The sequence below is a fragment of the Oribacterium parvum ACB1 genome (genome assembly GCF_000238055.2).
In the GTDB taxonomy this organism is placed as follows: Bacteria; Bacillota; Clostridia; order Lachnospirales; family Lachnospiraceae; genus Oribacterium; species Oribacterium parvum.
In genome coordinates this window covers 1,082,445-1,105,659 of the sequence record NZ_KE148312.1, presented here as the reverse complement: position 1 = coordinate 1,105,659, position 23,215 = coordinate 1,082,445, and the positions used below count along the sequence as shown (strand labels likewise).

General features: G+C 41.9%; 17 protein-coding genes. 13 read left to right on the top strand and 4 right to left on the bottom strand.

The genetic code is table 11. The features are described 5' to 3' along the window. Window positions 1-61 precede the first annotated feature (61 nt). The 6 genes from mnmG to HMPREF9625_RS05075 all read left to right on the top strand — a co-directional run bounded on the left by mnmG (window position 62) and on the right by HMPREF9625_RS05075 (window position 7,488). Entirely contained in the window at window positions 62-1,948 is a 1,887-nt protein-coding gene (gene mnmG, locus HMPREF9625_RS05100) for a tRNA uridine-5-carboxymethylaminomethyl(34) synthesis enzyme MnmG (RefSeq protein ID WP_009535920.1), read from the top strand. Between the two features lie 19 nt (window positions 1,949-1,967). Next, window positions 1,968-2,717 carry a 16S rRNA (guanine(527)-N(7))-methyltransferase RsmG gene (gene rsmG, locus HMPREF9625_RS05095; protein WP_009535919.1) on the top strand — a complete coding sequence of 250 codons (750 nt, stop codon included), beginning with the start codon at window positions 1,968-1,970 and terminating at the stop codon, window positions 2,715-2,717. A gap of 103 nt (window positions 2,718-2,820) precedes the next feature. Further along, complete coding sequence (locus HMPREF9625_RS05090; RefSeq protein ID WP_009535918.1) at window positions 2,821-3,579, top strand: ParA family protein; 759 nt, start codon at window positions 2,821-2,823, stop codon at window positions 3,577-3,579. Window positions 3,580-3,599: 20 nt separating this feature from the next. Continuing rightward, entirely contained in the window at window positions 3,600-4,472 is an 873-nt protein-coding gene (locus HMPREF9625_RS05085; protein WP_009535917.1) for a ParB/RepB/Spo0J family partition protein, read from the top strand. Continuing rightward, the gene (locus tag HMPREF9625_RS05080; protein ID WP_009535916.1) at window positions 4,473-4,985 is read left to right on the top strand and encodes a DUF4446 family protein; all 513 of its coding nucleotides are present in this window, start codon (window positions 4,473-4,475) and stop codon (window positions 4,983-4,985) included. A 13-nt stretch (window positions 4,986-4,998) separates the two neighbouring features. Next, window positions 4,999-7,488 carry a hypothetical protein gene (locus tag HMPREF9625_RS05075; protein ID WP_009535915.1) on the top strand — a complete coding sequence of 830 codons (2,490 nt, stop codon included), beginning with the start codon at window positions 4,999-5,001 and terminating at the stop codon, window positions 7,486-7,488. An 84-nt stretch (window positions 7,489-7,572) separates the two neighbouring features. On the opposite strand, the gene rsmA is transcribed toward HMPREF9625_RS05075, so the two are convergent. After that, window positions 7,573-8,442: a 16S rRNA (adenine(1518)-N(6)/adenine(1519)-N(6))-dimethyltransferase RsmA gene (gene rsmA / locus HMPREF9625_RS05070; protein ID WP_009535914.1), complete on the bottom strand. Its 870-nt coding sequence runs from the start codon at window positions 8,440-8,442 to the stop codon at window positions 7,573-7,575. A 342-nt stretch (window positions 8,443-8,784) separates the two neighbouring features. On the opposite strand from rsmA, the gene mreB reads away from it, so the two are divergent. The 6 genes from mreB (at window position 8,785) to HMPREF9625_RS05040 (ending at window position 18,378) form a co-directional block, all read left to right on the top strand. Then, the gene (gene mreB, locus HMPREF9625_RS05065; RefSeq protein WP_009535913.1) at window positions 8,785-9,786 is read left to right on the top strand and encodes a rod shape-determining protein; all 1,002 of its coding nucleotides are present in this window, start codon (window positions 8,785-8,787) and stop codon (window positions 9,784-9,786) included. Continuing rightward, entirely contained in the window at window positions 9,773-12,025 is a 2,253-nt protein-coding gene (gene recD2, locus HMPREF9625_RS05060; RefSeq protein ID WP_009535912.1) for an SF1B family DNA helicase RecD2, read from the top strand. Before mreB ends, recD2 begins: the two co-directional genes overlap by 14 nt. A gap of 139 nt (window positions 12,026-12,164) precedes the next feature. After that, window positions 12,165-12,887, top strand: a complete 723-nt coding sequence (locus HMPREF9625_RS05055; RefSeq protein ID WP_009535911.1) for a ComF family protein — start codon at window positions 12,165-12,167, stop codon at window positions 12,885-12,887. Window positions 12,888-12,981: 94 nt separating this feature from the next. Then, complete coding sequence (gene malQ, locus HMPREF9625_RS05050; RefSeq protein ID WP_009535910.1) at window positions 12,982-14,535, top strand: 4-alpha-glucanotransferase; 1,554 nt, start codon at window positions 12,982-12,984, stop codon at window positions 14,533-14,535. A gap of 172 nt (window positions 14,536-14,707) precedes the next feature. Then, window positions 14,708-16,450 (top strand): GGDEF domain-containing protein, encoded by a 1,743-nt coding sequence (locus tag HMPREF9625_RS05045; RefSeq protein WP_009537947.1) that lies wholly within the window; start codon window positions 14,708-14,710, stop codon window positions 16,448-16,450. 161 nt (window positions 16,451-16,611) lie between these two features. Continuing rightward, entirely contained in the window at window positions 16,612-18,378 is a 1,767-nt protein-coding gene (locus tag HMPREF9625_RS05040; protein ID WP_009535908.1) for a GGDEF domain-containing protein, read from the top strand. Window positions 18,379-18,416: 38 nt separating this feature from the next. On the opposite strand, the gene HMPREF9625_RS05035 is transcribed toward HMPREF9625_RS05040, so the two are convergent. After that, the gene (locus HMPREF9625_RS05035; RefSeq protein WP_009535907.1) at window positions 18,417-20,237 is read right to left on the bottom strand and encodes an LTA synthase family protein; all 1,821 of its coding nucleotides are present in this window, start codon (window positions 20,235-20,237) and stop codon (window positions 18,417-18,419) included. A gap of 402 nt (window positions 20,238-20,639) precedes the next feature. Between HMPREF9625_RS05035 and HMPREF9625_RS05030 the strand changes: the two genes are divergently transcribed. Next, window positions 20,640-21,185 (top strand): HD domain-containing protein, encoded by a 546-nt coding sequence (locus tag HMPREF9625_RS05030; protein ID WP_009535906.1) that lies wholly within the window; start codon window positions 20,640-20,642, stop codon window positions 21,183-21,185. 300 nt (window positions 21,186-21,485) lie between these two features. On the opposite strand, the gene HMPREF9625_RS05025 is transcribed toward HMPREF9625_RS05030, so the two are convergent. Together HMPREF9625_RS05025 and HMPREF9625_RS05020 are read right to left on the bottom strand one after the other, a co-directional pair. After that, window positions 21,486-22,196 (bottom strand): YggS family pyridoxal phosphate-dependent enzyme, encoded by a 711-nt coding sequence (locus tag HMPREF9625_RS05025; RefSeq protein WP_242822663.1) that lies wholly within the window; start codon window positions 22,194-22,196, stop codon window positions 21,486-21,488. A gap of 109 nt (window positions 22,197-22,305) precedes the next feature. Continuing rightward, window positions 22,306-23,211, bottom strand: coding sequence for an HAD hydrolase family protein (locus tag HMPREF9625_RS05020; RefSeq protein WP_009535904.1), 906 nt, complete (start codon window positions 23,209-23,211; stop codon window positions 22,306-22,308). Window positions 23,212-23,215 lie beyond the last annotated feature (4 nt).

The window sequence follows — 23,215 nt, the reverse complement described above, 5'->3', positions numbered from 1 at the left end:
AAAAATAGACTTTCCAATTCAGTATAGAAATAGGATTCGCTTCAGCGTTGAAAGGAAGAAAATGTCTTTAATTGAAGAAAACTATGATGTGATTGTGGTGGGCGCAGGACATGCCGGAGTGGAAGCGGCACTCGCCTCCGCCAGAATGGGCATGGAAACGCTGATATTTACCTTGAGCCCCGATGCCATTTCCATGATGGCCTGCAATCCGAATATCGGAGGAAGCTCGAAGGGACATCTTGTGCGAGAGCTGGATGCCCTTGGAGGAGAGATGGGAAAGGTCTGCGACCGTTCCTTTATTCAGTCCAGAATGTTGAATAAATCAAAGGGCCCTGCGGTGCATTCCCTAAGAGCACAGGCGGATAAGCAGCTTTACTCACAAAATATGCGAGAGGTTTTGGAAAACCAGGAGCGTGTTCATATTCGGCAGGGAGAAGTCGTATCCATTCTGACGGATGAAGAGAAGAAAGAAGTAAGAGGGGTAGAAAGCAGTACCGGAGCCAGGTATTTTGCGAAAGCGGTAATTATCTGCACGGGAGTTTACTTAAATGCGAGATGCATCTACGGAGAGGTTTCGGAGAAAACCGGCCCGAACGGCTTAAGACGGGCTGAAAAATTGAGCGACAGTCTTCGGGAGCTGGGATTTCCTCTCCTTCGCTTTAAAACCGGAACGCCGGCTCGAGTGGATAGAAGAAGTCTTGATTTTTCTCAGATGGAAGTGCAAAAGGGAGATGTTCCGGTAGTTCCCTTTTCTTTCTCGACGGATCCCGCGTCGGTGCAGATTGAGCAGGACGACTGCTTCTTAACCTATACGAATGAAGAAGGACATAGTCTTATCCGGGAAAATATTCATCGTGCTCCGATGTATAACGGAAGCATTGAGGGAACAGGGCCGAGGTATTGTCCGTCCATCGAGGATAAGGTGATGAAGTTTCCGGACAAAGACCGCCACCAGATTTTTGTGGAGCCGGAGGGAAGATATACGAATGAAATGTACCTTTCCGGACTTTCCTCTTCCCTTCCGGAAGATGTACAGATTGCCCTTCTTCATACCATGCCCGGTTTCCAAAAGGCGGAAATGGTTCGCCATGCCTATGCGATAGAGTATGACTGCTTAAATTCTTTGGAATTAAAGAACAATCTGGAGACGAAGCGAATCGCCGGGCTTTTCTTTGCAGGTCAAATGAACGGCTCCTCCGGCTATGAGGAAGCTGCCGTACAGGGCTTTATGGCGGGGGTGAATGCCGTGAAGCGTTTAAGAGGAGAAGAAGCCTTTGTGCTGGATCGCTCCGAAGCTTATATCGGTGTTTTGATTGATGATCTGGTCACAAAGGAAAATAAAGAGCCGTATCGGATGATGACGAGTCGCGCGGAATATCGTCTTCTGCTTCGGCAGGATAATGCGGACATGCGTCTTCGGGAAAAAGGCTACAGCTTGGGGCTCATTTCCGAAGAGGAAATCAGGAAAACCCGGGAAAAACGGGAGAGTATTGAAAAAGAAGTGGAAAGAATGGCAAATACCTATATCGGAGCCAATGAAAAAAACAATGCCGTGTTAAGTCGTCTTGGCTCCTCTCCCATTCAGTCCGGGATTTCTCTACTGGAGCTTTGCAAGAGACCGGAGTGCAATTATAAGAACCTTGAGGAGTTGGATCCGGAGCGCCCTTCTCTCTCCGCCTTTATTTGTGAGGAAGTGGAGATTGAAATTAAGTATGAGGGCTATATCAAGAGACAGATTCAGCAGGTAGAAGCTTTTAAGAAGCTGGAAAGAAAGAAACTTCCGAAGGAAATCGATTATAAGAATATGCAAAATCTGCGTCTTGAGGCAAGACAAAAGCTGGATAAGATTCACCCCGAGAATATCGGCATGGCCTCTCGTATCAGCGGTGTGAGTCCTGCGGATATTTCCGTACTTTTGGTTTATTTGGAAAAGTACAGGAAAGAATGACAGGTATAAGGAGTATTCTATGGCAAGGGAAGATTTTTTTTGTCGCCTTTCTACTTTATCGAAGCAGCTAGGCATAGATCTACAAGAAGTACAGCTACAGCAATTTTATAGCTACTATACTTTACTGGTAGAAAAGAATAAGGTTATGAACCTTACGGCTATTACAGAGGAAGACGATGTCATTGTGAAGCATTTTATCGACTCTCTCGCAATGGCAAAGCTAAATGTTTCACGTGAAACATTTTCCAATTGGATAGAAGGAAAGCGCTGTATGGATGTAGGGACAGGGGCAGGATTTCCCGGTCTTGCCATAAAAATCGCTTTTCCGGGTATTTCCCTTTCCTTAAGCGATTCGCTGCAAAAGAGAATTCACTTTTTGGAAGAAGTTGTGCAGAAACTGGAACTTAAAGGAGTGGATTTTCATCATGGAAGGGCGGAGGATTTGGGGAAAAATCCCGAACTTCGAGAACAGTACGATCTCGTCTTCTCACGAGCAGTGGCCAATCTTTCCACCCTAAGTGAATACGATCTTCCTTTTGTAAAGAAGGGAGGGTATTTTCTTGCTATGAAGTCTATGGACATCTCGGAAGAAATGGAAAAAGGGAAGAAAGCAATATATCTTCTAGGCGGAAAGCTGGAAGAAATCCTGGAATATAGGCTTCCAGAGACGGACATCGGGCGGTCCCTGCTCCTTATTCAAAAGATAGAGAATACGGCAAAAAAATATCCGAGAAAGGCAGGAATTCCGAGCAAAGAACCGCTCGGTTAAAATTTCAAGAAAGTTGAAAGGATATTTTTCGAGACTTGCATGGATTTTATGGATATAGTATAAATGTTTCACGTGAAACATTTTAGAAGGGGAAGGTTCGAAAGTGGCAAGAATTATTACCATTGCAAATCAAAAGGGCGGGGTTGGAAAAACGACCACTGCGTTAAATTTAGCGGCTTCCCTTGGGGAAGCGAAACAAAAGGTTCTGCTCCTGGATTTTGATCCGCAGGGGAATGCAGGAAGCGGTTTGGGTGTACGGGATGCGGAGAAAAGCATTTATGAAGTTTTGAGCGGAGAGCTTAAGATAGAGGATATTTTACAGACGGAAATCGTGGAAAATGTGGATTTTCTGCCGGGAAACAGAAATCTGGCAGCCATGGATGCTGAGCTTGCCAATGAAGAAAATAAAAATTACTTTTTAAAGGACGTTTTAGATAAGATAGAAAAAGATTATGACTATATCTTTATTGACTGTCCTCCAAGTCTTGGTACTTTGACGATTAATGCGCTTACCGCCTCTCATTCGGTACTGATTCCGATACAGTGTGAATATTATGCTCTGGAGGGATTAAGCCAGATGCTGGAGACGATTCAAACTGTTCGAGAGGCACTTAATGAAGCTTTAAGTATCGAAGGAATTCTTTTTACCATGTATGACGGCAGAAATCTGCTTTCGCAGGATGTTGTTCGTGCGGTAAAAGAACATTTTACTGTAACAATTTTTAATACCATAATTCCCAGAAATGTGCGACTTGCTGAAGCACCAAGCCATGGTCTGCCGATTAACCTCTATGACGGCGGCTCTACAGGTGCGGATGCATACCGTAAGCTTGCAGGGGAAATTCTGGAAAAAGAAGTATAGGAAGTTATAAAGGAGAAGCTATGGCAAAGCACGGACTAGGGAGAGGTGTAGACAGCCTTTTTGCTGCAAATCCCGGAAAAATAGAAAAAAAAGAGGGTGGAGAGGAGGCAAAACTTCTAAAGATTTCTCTGATACAGGCGAACCCTTCTCAGCCCAGAAAGCGTTTCTCCGACGAGGAGTTGAAGGAGCTTTCCGAAAGTATTAAGCAGTTTGGCGTTATTCAACCTCTGCTTGTAAAAAAACAGGGTCCGATTTACGAGATTATTGCCGGTGAGAGAAGATTCCGTGCTGCAAAGCTTGCGGGACTTACAGAGGTACCTGTTCTTGTTCGTAGCTATGACGAGAAGTTGAGTAGGGAAGTTTCTATTATTGAGAATATTCAAAGAGAGGACTTGAATGCGGTAGAAGAGGCGCTGGCTTACCAAAGCCTCATTTCGGAATATGATTTGAGTCAGGAAGAGCTTGCGGAGAGACTGTCTAAAAAGAGAACAACCATAACAAACAGTCTCCGTCTTTTGAAACTGGAAGAGGAAATTCTAAACTATATCCGTGAGGGAAAGCTAAAAGAAGGACACGGAAGAGCCCTTCTTGCTATACCGGAAGGAAAGAAGCGCCTCGCGCTCGCCAGAGAATGTGTGGAGAAGAAGCTCTCTGTTCGGGAAGTAGAAAAGAGAAGCCAAGAACAAACCGTTCAAAAGAAGAAAAAGAAGCCTTTGTCCGGACAATTAAGCAGCATTTTTAAAGATTTGGAAGAAAAAATGAGAGAAAACCTTGGAACAAAGGTAAAAATCATTCCGAAAAACGAGAACAAAGGGAAATTGGAAATTGAATATTATTCCCAAGAGGATTTGGAAAGAATATATGTCCTACTGGAAGGAAAGGCGAAGGGATAAATGGGAAATATAAGTACGATGATAGAACAGTTTCTTCCCGCTTTGTTGCTGATTTCTCTGCTGGTTTCTCTGCTTGCACTCCTCTTTGCTCTAAGAGCGGAATCCAAGTATAAGAAGCTGTATCGACAATATGACTATTTTATGAGAGGAAAAGATGCAGAGACGTTGGAAGATTATTTTATAGAATTGCAGAGGCATGTAGAAAAGTCGGAAGACCTCTTAGAGGACCAAAGAGAGATGCTGAAGGTTCTTCATAACAATAACAGAATCGCTTTTCAGAAGTCAGGACTCATTCGTTACAATGCTTACAGTGGATTGGGAGGTAATCTTTCCTTTGCACTTGCAATATTAAACTATGATAATACGGGATTTGTGATGAACTCCGTTCATGCCAAGGAGGGTAGCTTCTTGTATATCAAGGAAGTTGTGGAAGGCAGTACCTCAGTGGAATTGGGAGCGGAAGAAAAACTGGCCTTAGAAGAGGCACTGGGCTACAGAAGGAAGAAAGACTGAGAAAGGACTCTTCGTGAATAGCGGAATTTATAAGAAAAAAAAGTTTTGGACGAAAAGGAGAACAAGAAAGCTGGTTCTGAGCGGCATTTTTTTAGTCGCTCTTCTTTTTTATTTTATCCATGCGTATCGTTCCATGGATAGAAACAGCCGGGTTTATGCCAACATGGGTGAGTCCAAGCTTCCATACCTTTATGTGAAAATGGGAGATAAAAGAATCAATCCTCTGCATGGTTTTTATCAGGAAATGGACGGTTCAAGTATTCGAGATAGTATTGCCGCTCTTCCTTATGACCGGGAATTAACTCTTGTGGCAGACGCAGAAAAGTTTTCCGTTGAATCTGCGCACTATGATATTCGAAGTCTGGACGGATCTGAGCTGATTGAGAAGGACGGAAAAGCGGAGCTGGAGAAGTCGGGCAAGGAAATCAAAATTATTCTTCCCATTCAAAACTTGATTCAGGAGGGAAAGGAATACCAACTTCGTCTGAGTTTGGATATGGGAGAAACCAGTCTGCATTATTATACTCGGATTATTTTAGCTAAGGATAAGATGGCAGAAGAAATGTTAAGTTTGGGAGAAGATTTTACCCGAAAATCTTTTTCCAAATCGGAGGCACGATCCCTAAGCACGTATTTGGAATCAGATGATACGATGGACAATTCCGACCTCTCGCATGTAAACCTTCACTCCTCTTTTCAACAGATTACCTGGGGTGATACTGCAATGGTTATGGATGGGGAACCGGAAATCAGTCTGAAGGAAATCAATGGGATCATGGGACTGGTTCAGGTGCGTTACGCATCTAAGGCGAATGACCAGAATGGGCATATAAGAAGGTTCTTTAACGAGGATAATTTTGTTATGCGCTATGACAGCCAGAGAATCTATCTGATGGACTTCGATAGACAAAGTACGGAAATCTTTGACGGACAAAGCTTTCGTTTTAGCGACAAAGAAATTTTATTGGGCGTGGATAGCCCGGAAAGAGTGCAGGCGAAATACTCGGATAATAAGACATTTTATGCCTTTTCCAAAGGAAATGCACTTTATAGATTAAATAGCGAGGGAATGTTGACTCGAATTTTTAGCTATCTTACGGAAGAAAATGATAGCTTCCGAGGAGATTTTCTCTCTCATGGCATTCGACTCATGGATGTAAAAACGAACGGAGATGTAGACTTTATGGTCTACGGTTACATCAGCAGAGGACGACATGAAGGATATACGGGTATCGTTTTCTACACTTATGACAATTCGGAAAATACTGTAGTAGAGAATTTCTTTCTTCCTTTGAAGGAAAATAAAGAGGAACTGGAAGAAAGCATGAACAGACTTTCTTATCATGCAGGAAATAAGATGTTTTACCTGTATTATGGAGGAACGGTCTACGGGATTGATACCAACAGCTTTGAAGTACTAACCATGGCTTCTTCTTTAGAAAAATCGGAACTTGCCTCCAGCGATGGCGGGCAGTATCTGGCCTATGAGGAAAAAAATGGAGAATCCGAGTTGAGCCAGACCGTGGTCTTTCGGAATTTAAAATCCGATAAGAGTCAAAACATTACAGAGGAAAATAAGCTATTCTCGGTTATCGGATTTATTGAAGATGATTTGGTACTGGGGGTGCAGAGTAAGGAGCAAGGTAAAGAATGGAATCCGCAGGGAGAAATCCCTATGGAGGAAATTCGCATAATCGGTCCGGATTTGAAACAAAAGCTATCTTACAAGAAAGAGAATTTATATTTTTCCAATTTTTCCATCGTCGGAAATCAGTTGCGTTTTGACGAATATACTCACAATGAAAACGGATATGCATACTTCGGAAAGGACAGTGTGCTTTCCAATAAGGAGGAGCCGAAAGAAAACAAGCTTGTTCCTGAGGCAAAGCAGCAGGGAGCGTTCGGAAAGGTCTATACTCTCCCGCTTCCGGGAAAAAATATAGAAAAGATTAGTATGCAAAATCCGGAGAAATTTTCCATAGAGAAGGCAGGTTCAATAGAACTGAGTCAAAGTAAATTGACTGATAAGGCAGTTTTTTATGCCTATTCCTTGGGACATTACAGGGGAAATTATCAAAATATGGAAACGGCTATTTTTGCAGTGTATGATGATTTTGGCTATATTCTGAATGAAAAGCAGGAAATATTGTGGAACAGAACCGATAGACCGAGTGTTATTATAGGGAAGCCTCGAGAAGATGAGGTCACAGACTTTATTGCTCAAATTCCCGATGTAAGAAGCAGCATAGAGAGCAATGGAGGAGAGATTCTGAATCTTTACGGAGTAAACTTAAATGCTGCACTGTATTATACTTCTAAAGGTTACCCGCTTATGATTCGTATAGATAACAACTGGGAACTGATCACCGGCTATAACGGAAGTCAGATTACCAGCTATATTCTGGGAGGAAGCAGTTCTCCCAATCTTATGAAAAAGGAAGATGCTACGGCAAGATATGACATGGTACACAATGCTTTCTTTGCATTTTTGCCGAAGACGTAGATTCCGAGAAACGAACAGGAGCTGTAAAATAACCCTACAGCTCCTGTATTAAAATGAGGAATTTAATATAACAAAAAGGATGGTCTAGCTTTTCTTCTGTAACTCCTCGATTCCATCGGCAATAAGGGCAAAATCTGCCAGACTGAGTGTTTCACCGCGGACATTTTCCGGATAGGACAGAGAGCCGAGCATTGCTTGCAGGTCTTTTTTTTCTATATGAAATCCGGAAGAAAGTGCATTTACAAGAGTTTTTCGTCTTTGCATAAAAGAAAATTTAATAGTTTTAAATAAAAGAGCCGGATTCTGAACGGATACCGGTGTTTTTTCATGTAGGCTTAGATGAATCACTGCACTGCTTACATTTGGTCGGGGAATGAAGCAGTGCGGTGGCACTTCCTGTACAATGACGGGATTGCTATAGTATTGCACGGCAAGAGTGAGTGCACCGTAATCTTTTGTTCCCGGAGCCGCCTTCATACGAAGCGCCACTTCCTTCTGTACCATCACCGTGATGGACTTAAGCGGAAGCCTTTTTTCCAAAAGATCCATCAGGATAGGAGTCGTGATGTAGTAAGGAAGATTGGCTACAACCTTTATGGAGGAGAACTCCTTGTGCTCTGCCAGAAGGGAAAGATAATTGACTTTCAATGCATCGCCGTGAATGAGTTTAAAATTATCCTTGGAGGAAAGAGTTTCTTCCAGGATGGGAATCAGCTTGTCATCGATTTCAATTGCCACAACGAATCCTGCCCTCTCACAAAGAGCCTCCGTAAGAGTTCCGATTCCGGGACCGATTTCAATAACCAAGTCGTTTTTATTGATTTCGGAAAAGCTTAAGATATGCTCCAGAACCGAAGAATCGATTAAAAAATTTTGACCGAATTGTTTTTTGAATTGGAAATTTGTCTTCTGTAAAACGGCAATGGTTTCCTTTGAATCCACAAGCTTTGCCATCTTCATACCCCCTAAATTTTCTGTGTAAAATCTTGCCATATTTTCTCTTAGAAAGCAAGAAGAGGAAATTGACGCATTATCCAATATAATTGTTTTAGTGTTGGGAATCGGGCAAAGGAGGGATATTTACCAATAGGATATCTTTTGTAATAAGGAACTGTACAAAAGCGAAAAACACACGAAAACAAGCTAGGAGGGTCTTTTCCTTTTAAGGGCTTTCAGTTATACTAAAAAAGACATTTTTATATTACACAATAAATGTTGCCCTTAAGCAGGCAGCATCTCATTTCCGAGGAATACAGTAATAAAGGTATAACTCGTTTATCATATACGGAGGAATCCATGTTTTCGCTGATTTCAAATGACATAGGGATTGATCTGGGTACGTCAAGTATCTTGGTTTATATAAAAGGAAGAGGAGTGGTTCTGAAGGAACCATCCGTGATTGCGGTTAATAAAGACAACAATGATGTTGTAGCTTATGGAGAAGATGCCAGATTGATGCTGGGACGTACTCCGGAAAATATTGCCGCTGTTCGGCCTTTGAGGCAGGGGGTGATTTCCGACTACACCCTTACAGAGGAAATGCTGAAGTATTTTATCAATAAAGCGGTAGGAAGAAGGACACTTCGTAAACCGCGTATTTGTGTTTGCATCCCCAGCGGTGCAACAGAGGTGGAAAAAAAGGCGGTTATGGACGCTGCGAATCATGCCGGTGCAAGAGAAGTGAGCGTGGTAGAAGAACCTGTAGCTGCGGCAATCGGTGCCGGAATTGATATTGCCAAGGCACAGGGAAATATGATTATCGATATCGGAGGAGGAACAGCGGATATTGCGGTCATTGCATTGGGCGGTCCGGTGGTTTCCGAATCCATTAAGATAGCGGGAGACGATTTCGATGAAGCAATACTCCGTTATATGAGAAAGAAGCACAATCTTCTGATTGGAGAAAGAACGGCTGAGGATATTAAAATCAATATTGGCTGTGCCAGCAAACGTCCTGAAAATGTAACGATGGAAGTTCGAGGCAGAAACTTGGTTACCGCACTTCCAAAGACTGTCGTAGTCAGCTCGGATGAGATTATGGAAGCTTTACTTGAGCCTGCCATGATGATTGTCAATGCCGTACACAATGTCTTGGAGAGAACGCCGCCTGAACTTGCTGCAGATATTTATGAACGTGGAATCGTCATGACGGGGGGCGGTGCCCTTCTCTACGGCTTTGATAAGTTGATGCAAGAGAAAACCGGTATTACTACAATGCTTGCAGAGGATCCGTTAACCGCAGTGGCAATTGGCACAGGAAAATCCATTGATTTAGCCGGCGATGATGATGACTTCTAATTCTACTTTGGAAGAGCTGGAAGGAAAGATAAGCCACATTGTTTTTCGAAGTGAAGAAAGCGGGTATACCGTATTTACTATAGAGGGAGAGGGAGAAGAGTGTACCTGTGTGGGAAGCTTCTCCCATATTGTGGTCTCCGAAAAGATAAAAGCTAAGGGAAGATGGAAAGATCATCCGACATATGGGAAGCAGTTCTTTGTGGAGGAGTATGTTCTGGAGGAACCGAACAGCATTTTCGGTATTGAGGAATACTTGGCATCCGGAGCAGTCAAAGGAATCGGAAAAGCCATAGCCCAAAGAATCGTAAAGAAGTTCGGGGAAGACAGCATCAGAATTATGGAAGAAGAGCCGGAGAGACTGGCAGAGGTTCGCGGGATTTCCGAACAAAAGGCAAGAGATATCGCAGCAGAGCTGTCCGGAAAAAAGGACAGGCAGGATGCGCTTCTATTCCTGCAGGGAGTCGGCATAAGCCTAAACCTGGCATACAAGATTTATAAACATTTTCAGGGAGAAATCTACACCATTCTGCGGGAAAATCCGTATCGTATTGCGGAAGAATTGGAAGGGGTAGGCTTTAAAAAGTGTGACAGTATTGCGAGGCGGGTAGGAATAGAACCGAACTCTCTTTTTCGTATCCAAGCCGGCATCAGCTATACTCTTTTGCAGGCGGAACTGGCGGGACACTGCTATCTGCCTCTTTCTCTTTTAAAGTCGGAAGCGGAGAGAATCCTGGAGATGCCTCTTCCGGATTTTGAAGAGGAACTGATGGACTTACAGATAAAGGGAAGGGTCAAGCTTAAGGGAGAGCGAGTTTACCGAAGCAGCACTTTTTATCGGGAAATACGTGTGGCATCGAAGCTTCTTTCGTTAAATATAGAGGAGGGAGAAGCATACAGCGAGTCTTGGGAGAAGTCGATAGAGAAGATTTTAAAAAATGAAAAACTGGAGTTAGATTCTTTGCAGAGAGAGGCAGTAAGTCTTGCAGCCAAATCCGGTATACTGGTGATTACCGGAGGTCCGGGAACCGGAAAAACAACAACGATAAAGACAATACTCAGATTGTTTACAGAAAGAGGAAAGAATATCGCTTTGGCAGCTCCAACAGGAAGAGCGGCAAAGCGCATGGGAGAAGCGACCGACTATCCTGCAAAAACATTACATCGTCTCCTCGAGTATATGGGGAAAGAAGGCGAGGAAGAAGACGAAGAGAGCTTTACGAGCTATTTTCAACGAAATGAAGAGAATCCCCTAGAGGTAGATGTCATCATCGTGGATGAGATGAGCATGGTAGACCTTTATCTGATGGACGCTCTTTTAAAGGCTGTAAATCCCGGAACAAGACTTATTCTTGTAGGAGACAGTAATCAACTTCCCTCTGTAGGTGCCGGAAATGTGCTGAGAGATATCCTTTCCTCCGAATGCATTAAAACGATACAGTTAAAGAAAATATTCCGTCAGGCACTGGAATCGGATATTGTAGTGAATGCACATAAGATTAATGAGGGCATCGAGCCTGAACTTGGGAAACGTTCCAGAGATTTTCTTTTTATACGGGGAGATAAGGCTGAAAAAATATTTTCCGACATAGCGGTACTGATGAAGGAAAAGCTACCGAAATACTTGCACATCGATCCTTTATCGATTCAGGTGATGTCTCCGCAGAAAAAGGGTGCTTTGGGAGTAGAAAACCTAAATCGCTATTTACAAGAGAATCTCAATCCGAAGGATAAAAACAAGGCGGAGAAAGAATTGTATGGAACGGTTTTTCGCATGGGCGACAAGGTTATGCAGGTTAAGAACAATTACAAGCTCGCCTGGGAGATTCCCGGAAAATACAATATCCCTATTGAAGAAGGGGAAGGAATCTTTAACGGAGATATAGGTCGTATAACGGAAATCAACCACTATGCACAGACGCTCACTGTGTTTTTTGAAGAGAAGAAAGTAGAGTATTCCTTTTCGGATTGCGAAGACTTGGAGCTTGCCTATGCCATCACCATTCATAAGTCGCAAGGATCGGAATATGCAGCGGTGATTCTTCCTATGTACAGGGGACCAAGGCTCCTTATGACCCGGAATCTTCTATATACGGCTGTGACTAGAGCTAAGTCCTGTGTTTGCCTGTTGGGAGATCCCTATGTCTTTCAATCCATGGTTCATAATGCAACGGAGCAAAAACGCTATTCCGGTCTATCTGAGCAGATTAAGGAAATGCAGGAACGATTATCCGATCTTTAGGAGCCTTTATGCTCACAGCGAGTATCGCTTGAAAAGCTTGCGGAATCTCGCTTAGCAGGAGACGAGGATTAGGACAAGCAAGATTAAAGGAATGGGAAATCTAGAAAAAATATAGAATCCATATGAAAAAGGAGATGAGATGGATTTCAAGGAAAGGTGGAAAGAGGGAATTCTGAATGCTTTATTCCCTCCAAGATGCATTCTTTGCGATGAAGTTTTGGAGGAAAAAGGCTATATCTGCTCTCTATGCAGGGAAAAGGAACTTTTTATGGAAGAGCCTTCCTGCAAAAGCTGCGGTCGCAGTATTCTGCGGCAGGAGGAAAGCCTTTGCGGAAATTGTAAGCGCCATCATTTTTCCTTCTCCGGGGGAATGATGCTTTATCAATTGACGGAGGAAATAGAAGGGGCGATAACGGAGCTAAAGTACCACGGGAGAAAGGATAAGGGTCTGTTTTTCGGGATGCGGGCTGGAGAGCGATTCCAAGAAAAATTAAAGGACTTGGGAATCCAAGGGATTGTTCCTGTCCCCATTCACAAAGAGCGGAGAAGAAAAAGAGGCTACAATCAGGCGGAAATCATCGGAAAAGGCTTGGAAAAGCAGACAGGGATTCCGCTATACAGCGATGTTTTAAAAAGAAATAAAAAGACAAAAGCACTGAAGGATTGCAGTCCTGCCGAGCGTTTGCAAAATCTCTTTTCCGCGATGGATTGTGGAGAGCTACCTGAAGAACTAAAAAGAATACTCCTTGTTGACGATATATTCACAACAGGAGCAACGATGGAAGCCTGTAGCAGGAGGCTTTTGGATGCAGGAGCAGAGGAAGTGTATATTCTGGCAATTTCGGGAAGAGCGGAAAGCTAAAAAATGGATATTCCGCGAGACAAGTTAAAAAAGTAAATAAAGTAAGGGCAGTAAGTATGGTAAGCATAGTAAGTATGGGAATGGAGGAGTAGTAATGAAGAATAGACAACGAGAGGCGGGAATTCTTATGCCTGTATTTTCCCTAGCGGGAGAATATGGAATCGGCAGCTTTGGAAAGGAAGCCAGAGACTTTGTGGATCTTTTACAGGAGACGGGAAATCGGATATGGCAGGTCTTACCCATGGGACCGACAGGTTTTGGAGACTCACCCTATCAGTCTTTTTCAACCTTTGCGGGAAATCCCTATTTTATCGACCTTCCAACCTTGAAAGAAGAAGGACTTCTCACAGAGGAAGATCTTATGGTAGAGAGGGAGAGCTTTTCTTCCTGTAAGGATAAGATAGACTACGGACTGCTTTATACAAGACGTTTTCCGACTCTTAGAAAGGCTTATGAGAACTGGAAGATACAGGGAGGAGATGTGGACTCTCTTTTAGCAACGCGCAGCAAAGAGAGCTTCGATTACTGTCTTTTTATGGCATTAAAAGGAAAGTTTGACGGTCGCTCCTGGCTGAAGTTTCCGAAGGAATACCGAAATAAAGAAGCTTCCGCCATTGAGCGGTTTATAGAGGAGAATAAAGACGAGATTGCTTTTTATGCCTTCATGCAGCAGCAGTATGAAAAGCAGTGGAAGGCTTTACAGGATTATGCCCATGAGAGGGAAATCCGGATTTTAGGAGATATCCCGATTTATTGTGCGATGGACAGTGCGGATGTCTGGGGAAACCGTAAAATGTTTGACTTCAGTTGGAAGGGGAGAAATATCGAAGAGGAATCTGCCTGTGATGCGGAGGCAAAGGGGTATCCCGGATTTGTTGCAGGTGTGCCGCCGGATGCTTTCTCGGAAACCGGCCAGCTTTGGGGGAATCCTCTTTATGACTGGGAAGCCCAGGAAAAAGACAATTACGCCTGGTGGTGTAGGCGAATGGAGTATTGCTTTAGCCGGTTTGACCTTCTTAGAGTGGACCATTTTCGAGGCTTTGAAGGCTATTATGCCGTGCCCTATGCAGCAAAAACGGCAATAAACGGGGAGTGGAGAAAAGGGCCGGGACTAGCCCTGTTTGAGGCTTTTCAAAAGTATTTTAACAAGAAAGAATTGCCGATGATTGCCGAGGACTTGGGAGTTATTACGGAAGGAGTGCGAGATCTTATACGTGCTGTCGGTTGCCCCGGCATGAAGGTCTTACAGTTTGCCTTTGATTCCGATTTTGAAAATGTCTATCTTCCGCACATGTATGAAGATAACAATTCTGTCATTTATACCGGTACACATGACAACGATACTTTAAAGCACTGGTTTGAGACTGTTTCTGAGGACTCCAGAAACAGAATCTACCGTTATCTTTCCCGTTCCCATAATGATTGGAATGCCATGACGGAGCTTTTGATTAAGAAAGCCTTATCCGCTACGTCTTTTCTTGCCGTTATTCCTGCAGGAGATTACTTGGAGCTTTCTGCAGAAGGTCGGATCAATGCACCGGGAACGGATGAAGGAAACTGGCAGTGGAGGATGGAGAAGAATGCCTTTACGGAAGAAAAAAAGGCAGTTATGAGGGAAATGCTTAGAACCTATGGAAGGTTTGCTTAGGGCGAGTAATGCAGAGGAAGAGAAGCTTATAAGAGGGGGTGAATTTGTCGAGATAGTGTTAGGGTAAGTCTTAAGAAAAAGGAGAAAAAAGAGCTCTTAAATGTGGATAGAAGCCATACGAAAAGGCTTTAGATGTTCATTTGTTCACTTTAGGAAAGTATGGGGTGGGGTAGTGAGAAACAGGCTTTTCAATTTTAAATTGAATAACAGTATAGTTCATGTCCTTGTCATCTTTTTTGTTGCTCTTTTTTTGCTGTACTGTTTTTTTGGATTAAAAGGAGCGGTTTCGAAAGACCATTTTCACCGCCTTTCTAAGATGACGGTGGAGGTTAAGCATGAGGATGGTACAGTAGACATCTTTAAGAGTAATTTGTTTAATTATACCGGTAAAAAAGATAAGCTCACCATACATCTTCCTTTAGAGGAAAATCTTAAGGCGGAATACCAGTCTATCAATTTCTTTTTCTATTCTTCAGTAGTAAAGGCCTATTATAAGGATCAGCTTTTGGCAAGTTACGGGGAGAATGTAGATCGACATATGATTGGACATTTGAGAATCTTTATTCCCGTGCCGATAGAGGCATATGGCGATGAGATTCGTATTGAAATACAGCCGACAATGAATTTTATGGAAGACAACTTTCATTTTCCGGTCTTAATGTCGATGAATGATGCTTTATTTTTCCCTATCTTGGGAGTAGAGACCTCCTTTGCTTTTTTCTATATGGTATTAATCGGAAGTTATATCGGACTCATCATTTTAGCTTGTCTGTATTTTACGCAAGACTATGCAAAAGAAGGATTCTGGTTGATGCTTTTAATTAATGGCATAGTCTCTTGGTATATGGGAAACAGCGGTATGATTTATGCATCTGCCTCCAACGAGAATTTTAATGCGGTAGTGGAGTATATAGGAATGTACATGTTGTTTTTCAGTGCTCCACTCTATGCCAGCTATGAAACCTCACGTCCGATAGTAAAAAAATATCTCACATATTCCGGAAGATTCTTATGTGGGGTATTTGTTCTTTGTTTAGTTCTTTATCTTTTGCCGACCGGATATAGCTTTGTGACCTATCTTCGCTTGGCACAGGGAATACAGATTATAATGGTCTTTTCGTCTTTAATCAGCTTGCTTTTCCCCGGAAAGCAGGCGAAGAAAAGAGGCGATTATATTATGCAGTACGGTATGATTTTTGTGGCGGTTTTTGGTCTTTTGGAGCAGATCAGAATCATGTTTGCAAGCAGAATTACAGAACGTTGCCATCCGGTTTTACAGTGGTTTACTTCTACACCCTTTGCCAGATTTTTAATATATAGTTTGCTCATTACTTTCCTGACTTCTTATGCCTTTAAAGTGGCCTATATTTTGGAGAAGACCTTAGAAGAGAAGCATCTGAAAATACTGGCTTATACGGATAATCTTACTTCTATAGGTAACCGGCAGTATCTGCAGAGAAAATTGGATCTTTTGGACAACAGCCATAGTACGGACTATGCTGTTATCTTTGCGGACATCAATGATTTGAAATATACCAATGACCATTTTGGTCATGGGGCCGGAGACCGACTGATTAAAATAGTGGCTTCTGCGATAAAGGATGCGGTAGACAGTGTAGGAGGCTTTACAGGAAGAAATGGCGGAGATGAATTTTTGTCGGTCATCAGCCCGGCCGGAAAGGTCAAAGGAGTTGCAGAAAAGATTCGAGAGAATCTTGCCTGTGTAAAAGAATCGGAGCATGTTCCGTTTCCCATCAGCCTTTCCTTGGGAATCGCCAGTTACAAGGAAGTGGAAGCGGAGCTTAAGCTTGCAGGAGAGGATTATATTACAACCAGTCATGTAATCCGAAAGGCGGATGCCCGCATGTATGAAGATAAATGTATTCATAAGAGGTCGAGCAACCGTTGGGCATAAAATAGTTTTATGGAACCGAGCTTTATTAAAGAGGGTATAATGAAAGTGTAGATATAAGGGGAGGAAGAAGTTTTTATAAAGAAAAGCAGGGATAAAGAAAAGCGGGGATAGAGAAAAGCAGGAATAGAGAAAAGTAGGAATAGAGAAAAGTAGGGTGAAAAATGAAACAGTTATATCTACTGTGTAAAAAAAATAGAACGTTTATCCTATTGTTTTTCTCCGTCTTATCGGGGATTCTTTTTCTACGTCTTTTTTTAAGTATATGGGGAAGAGTTCCTGCTACAAATTATCGCGTTCTTACGGAAATGTCCGTGGAAGTTCTGCATGAGGATGGCAGTATCGATCACTTTGACAGTCACTTATTTAATTTTTCTTCTAAAAAGGACAAAATCATATTGCATCTCCCACTGAAAGAAAACTGGAAAAAGGAGCATCAGGCAATTAACTTCTTTTTTTATAACAGCGTGGTAAAGGCTTATTATAAGGATAAATTGATTGTTTCGTTTGGAGAACATCTGAAAAGACATATGATAGGAAACCTAAAGGTATGTATACCGGTTCCTATAGAGGCCTATGGTGATGAAATACGCGTAGAAATATTTCCGAAGATGCCTTACATGGAAAACAACTTTGATTCCCCGGTTATGATGGCAGAGTCGGACTCTCTTTTCTTTACCATCATCGGACAGGAAACATCGTATGCAATATTTGTCATGACCGTTGTTGCTACTTTTCTGGCCATGATGATGTTTGCATTTTTCTCAAGCATTCATATCTATGCTCGTGAAGGATTTTGGCTTATGAGCATGATCTTTGCCATTACGCTTTGGCATCTGGGAAATTCCGGAATGATGTATATGCTGACTAATTATGAAGATATGAATGCGGTTGCAGAGTATATCGGTATGTACCTGCTTCTTTCTACGGCTCCGCTTTATGCAAGCTATGAAACGGAGCGCCCGCTGGTAAAAAAATACCTGCGAATTGCCGGCTCCATTCTTTTCTTACTTTTTCTTCTCTCCGTTGCTCTTTACTTATTGCCTACAGGCTATACTTACGTTTGGCATTTACGCTGGGCACAGGGGGTTCAGATTGTTATGTTACTTTCGACTATCGTCAGCTTGATTTTCCCCGGTAGAGTGGTGAAAAACAGTTCTGACCATATTCTTGGTGTAGGCTTGGTTTATGTTGCTATACTGGGAATTATGGAGCAGGTTAGACTTATTTTATCCGCAAGTGTAACGCATAAATGGCCCTTACTTTTACAATGGTTTGTAAAAGTACATTATTCAAAGGTTTTAATTATTCTAATGATATTTGTATTTATCACCGCTTTCTCCTTTAAGCTGATTCTTGTGATGCAGAGAAATCTGGAGGATGAGCATTTGCGAGTTTTGGCTTTTTCGGATAACTTGACTGCCTTGGGAAACCGGCAATATCTGCAAAGAAAACTGGACGTTTTGGATAATCAACACTTAACGGACTATGGAGTGATTTTTATTGATATTAATGATTTAAAATACACGAATGATCACTTTGGCCATGAATCGGGAGATCAGTTGATTCGCATGGTTGCCCTCGCAATAAAAGGAGCAGTAAGCGCAAGTTGCGGATTTTGCGGTAGAAACGGAGGAGATGAATTTATTGCGGTAATCAGTCCGGAAGAGTATCTGGAGGAAGTTTCCAAACAGATTTTGGAGAATCTGGAAAACATTAAAGAAAAGGAAAAGACAAGATTCCCGGTCAGTATATCTCTCGGTACAGCCACCTATAGTGAAGTTTCTGCGGAGATTCGCCTGGAAGGTGAAATCGTTACAACCGGCCTTGTAATACAAAAAGCGGATCAGAGGATGTATGAGGCTAAAAGTGAATACAAGAAGAGCAAGGTAGGAAAAGCTTTTCTTGAAAATAAAGGAAGAGCTTGGTAATGGACAATTGTCAAAGTACCAAGCTCTTTTTAAATGGATTATTTTGCATTTTCCGATTCTTGTTTTTTCTTCCGTTCTCTCTCCTCGTTTTCTTTTGTTTTCTTTTCCTCTTCCGCCTTTTTCTCTTTTTTCTTTTTCAGTTCCTTTTCTTCCTTTTGTTTGAATGCAGAATTCTTATCAATTCCGCCAAGTTTTATCATAAAGTCGGAGCGCTTTTCCAACTCTTTCTTTTCTTCCTTTTTACCAAACTGTTCTGTCAAAGTGGATTCATCGGAGAATAAATTAGTCCCCAGTCCAAGACGCTCTCCCGGAATTTCCACTCCCATAGCAGCTAAGGTAGTCGGAAAATAATCAAAGGTGGAGTATTCCCGTTCTTTCTGTTCTTTTCGTGCTACAGCAGAATTTAAAAAGACGGTATAGACCTTTCTTTGGTAGGATTTCGGTACATTATCACAGAAGTCCCGATCCATGGTGGGATGGTCTCCGGAAATCACTATCGTGGTATTTTCATAAAAATCCTGTTCTTTCATCCAATTTACAAAGTTCGTAATTTGTCTGGAGGCACAATTAAATACATTGGCATATTGGTTATCCGGATAGGTATTTTTACAAAGTCTGCAGATATAGCCGTCAGGAAAATGTGTATCTACGGTGAGTAGAGTCAGGTTAAAGGGTTTATCCTCTTTTGCAAGAGAAAGCAGTTCTTCCTTTGCATAAGTATAGAGCTTTTCATCCTCAAAGCCCCAGTTTACCCAGTAGTCTCTTGGAAACTTATTCTTTCTTTTCCAATAGCTGAAGTCTTCTACCTTAACATCGCCGTGGTCCTTCATAAAGAGTTCTCGTCCGCCAAAATAGCCAACAGAGCCCAAGAGGAATTTCTGTGTATAGCCTTCTTCTTTTAAGATATCCTGTAGGGAAACAACAGAAGGGAAAAAGCTCTTCTGGCTGTCCATGGAATTTTGCTCTATGGATATTTTTAAGGGAAGTCCCGTACTCTGTCCGAAGATGGCGCCCATAGTCCAAGTAGCCCCCGGTAGAGAGATTCCTCCATTTCTTTTTGCTCCTTCTCCGGAAAAATCTTCCCCCTCTTCAGAAAGTTTGGTCATTTCCGGAAGCAAGTTCTCCGGAAAAGCTCCACCATGTTTTTCATCCATGAAAGTCAGCTCTGTGGATTCCATATAGATGTAGACCAGATTTCGCTTTTTTTCCGGAAAATGAAGCTCAATCCCTTTGGGGTCCACATAATGATCTTCTATAAAAGTTGAGGACTGAATCTGCGAAAGAAGATAGCTTCCCAAAGAAATACTCTCCCAGGCATCGGCAATAGTCAAAACGAAAAAGAAGAAGCCCAAACAGAAGCAGAGAAGTAAATAACAGTGTTTTAGCGTAACAAGGATTTTGAAAAAAATCGTCTTTTTTTTCGAAATGAGTTTTTCATGCAATGCACAAAGCGGATTTTTCTTTACAGCCGGAAGAGCTCCAGCAGGCACTTCTTTAGGGGGAGAAACTGAGCAGGGCTCTTGAAGTTTGCATTTTTGCAGTAAAATATAGAAACAAAAAAGAAGCAGTACAATCACGGAAGACGGCAAAAGAACGGACAAGAGGAAAAGCCGTACAAGATCTCCGTTAGCCCCTCCCATGGGTGCCTTCAAGTGATACAATATTTCGTCAACAGTTAATTCATTCCAGTTGTTAAGAAGAAAATAAAGAGAGAAGTACAGAAAGAATGAAAAAAAGCTAAACAAAAAAACAAGAGTAGAGAAGATCCACTTTTTTAAGATGCCCTTCTCCTTCTCCTTCTCCTTTTTTGAAAGAACTTTAGAATTAAGTTCTCTATCTTTATCTTCTTGTATATCCATAGTATTTCAAATCTCTTATGTATCCGATAGTTTTACGTATTGCCTTACAAAAACAAAAACATAATACTTCTAATTGTAAGGACTGTAAAGATTATTAAGACTGACAAATCTTTACTCTATTCAACGTAAAGATAAGAAAGGTGGTAAAAGGCTAAAAAGAAAAAAGGAATAGAATTTATATTTTTTTGTTTTAAATCGATATAGAAGCGGAGGATTTCTACAGCAGTGCAAATCTATCGTAAATAAAGATAAATCCTAGTTCTTTTTTAAAAATGTGTAAAAATTCTTGATTTTTTATCTCCGATGACAGTATGATATACGAGTTAGGTTTTGGAAAGTATAGAAGTGATCCGGCTTATGCACAGGACTGCTTTGCGAGCTATAAAGAGGAGAAGAATCCCAATGAAAGTAAAAAGGGAACAGCTGGAGTTTTTGAAGAAATTCAGATATATTGTAGAAAATGAAGAGTATAGAAAGCTGAAAAATGTCCCAAGACATGGCAGTACGAATACCTATGCGCATAGCGTGAGGGTCGCAATGATGGCGTACAGATTGGCAAAGAAGTGGAATATGGACGCGGAAAGCGCAGGAAAGATTGGTTTGCTCCATGACTTTTGTATGATTGATTATCATAAGGATGACGGTACAAGTCATGATGGAAGATGGTATTGCTTCTACCATGGAGAGGATGCGATAGAGAATTCGGAGAAACAGAATTTTTACTTAAATCATGTGGAAAAGAGAGCAATCTTAACGCATATGTTCCCCTTATCGACTAGAGTTCCGAACAGTAAGCTGGCTTATCTTTTGACATTATCCGATAAGACAGTGGCATTACAGGAATCATTGCAGAACATTGCGATTGCTTTTGCACATTTGCGATATCATACAATAGTAAAACAAAGAAGAGCTATGCAGTTTTTGAGAACGATGCTGAGCTTTTCATAAAGAAAGAGGCTGTAAAAAAATTAAAATAATTTTCTAAGTAATATAGGTCTGAACTTGGGGCACGCTCTCGCTAGCTTCGCCACGTAACGGATACTAAGCGAAAAACTGCGTTTCTCTTGTTTTTCGCAAGTACCGACGGGCTCAGACTACCCCGCATTCAGACCTATATTACAAAGAATCTCTTTATTATTTTAATTTTTTACAGCTCCTTTTATGCATTAATAAGCTCTGTTTTGCAGTTGGCATCACTTTACACTTATAAAATTGGTGTGCGTTGCAAACAGTATAGCTGTTTGCCTTTTATAGCTTTTGATAATTCCGCTCCCCGAAAATGAAGGAGCCGACCCGTATAATTGTAGCACCTTCCTCAATGGCAACCTCATAATCTCCGCTCATTCCCATGGAAAGCTCCGCTAAGGGAAGAGAGGGGAATTTTTTTTGCAAAGAAAACAGGCTTTCTCGCAAAGCGCGGAAAACAGGACGATTTTCCTCCGGATGTTCGGTGAAGGGTGCCACGGTCATCAGTCCTCTTATTTCTATATGGGAAAGCTTTGCCATTTCCGCTACTTTTTCTTCCAACTCTTCTATGTAAAATCCGGATTTACTGTCCTCTTTAGCAACATTTACTTCGATAAGGATTCTTGCGATGAAGTCTTTCTTTGCAAATTCCTTATCAATTACCTCGGCAAGAGAAACAGAATCCACAGAATGAAGGAGGACTACCTTTCCGGGAAGATACTTTACCTTGTTTTTTTGCAATGTACCAATCATATGAAAATGGGGAGGACAGTCTTTCATCAAACAATCCTCCTGCATAAGTTCATACTTATCGCGAATTTCCTGCACCTTATTTTCTCCGAAATCCTGTATTCCTAAGGAATAGGCTTCTTGTATTGCGGAATAAGGCTTTGTCTTGGATACACCAAGCAGCAGTACTTCCTTTTCCGACCTGTTTACACGGCTACAGGCATGGCGAATGTTTTCTCTGACAATTTCAATTTCTTTCTTCATGACCTCTTCCCTTTCAGAGCGGAAAGTAAACTCCATTCCACTTAAAAACCTCGCTTTCTTTTGCATTTAAAAGTGGAATGGAGTAGAGAGCAGTAGCAGAATAGTATTACTATTTTTGATTTAAACTGAGGATATAATCCACCGCTTTAGGAAGACCTTCCTCCAGGATATGCTCCGTGATGTGCTTTGCTACAGCTTTAGCTTCCGGCTTGGCATTACCCATTGCAATCCCTAAACCGACGGAATCCAGCATCTCGACATCATTCCAACCGTCTCCGATAGCGGCAACCTCGTCTATGGAGATGCCTAATCGCTCGATAATTTTTCGAATACCGTGAATCTTGGAAACATCTTTTTTGGCAATATCAAAGGACATGCCATCAGACCAACGAATCAGGTGACAGTCCGGAAGAGCTTCTTCTATGAGAGGAACCTGATCTTGATGCAAAATAGGAATCAGCATCAGCTGTTCGTTTTTTTCCGCTTCCGAAAGGGGAAGTAGAGGAGGTACTCCTGTATGCACATAGGCAAGAGTGCGTAAAAGATCCTCGTTTATAAAGTTTGCATAAAGACGTCGCTCCTCCAAAAAAAGAACGGGAAATGGATGCTTTTCAAGAAGAGAAAGGAAACGTTTCACCATGGAAGAGGGGATTGCTTCCCGTAAAAGCACTTCACCAAACTTAGGATCGAAGTAAGGAAGCTCCTCTTCCGGAATATCCATAAGGAACTGATATTCCTTGGGCTTGTTTCCCGGATTGAGTAAAAAATGCTTTTTGGCTTTCTGTTCGTTTAAAATATAGCTGTATCCCCCGTCCAAGGTCACAAAGGCATCAAAATACATGCCATCTACAAGACCTTCGTTGTAAATCTCCACCCAATGCCTTCCGGTCGCAATGGCACAGTAAATTCCTGCCTCCCGCGCTTTCTTTATAGCAAGCCTGGTAGCCTCCGGAATCACTCCCGTTTCAAAGGGGCGAAGGGTACCGTCAATATCAAAAAAGATAATTTTAATCATGCTA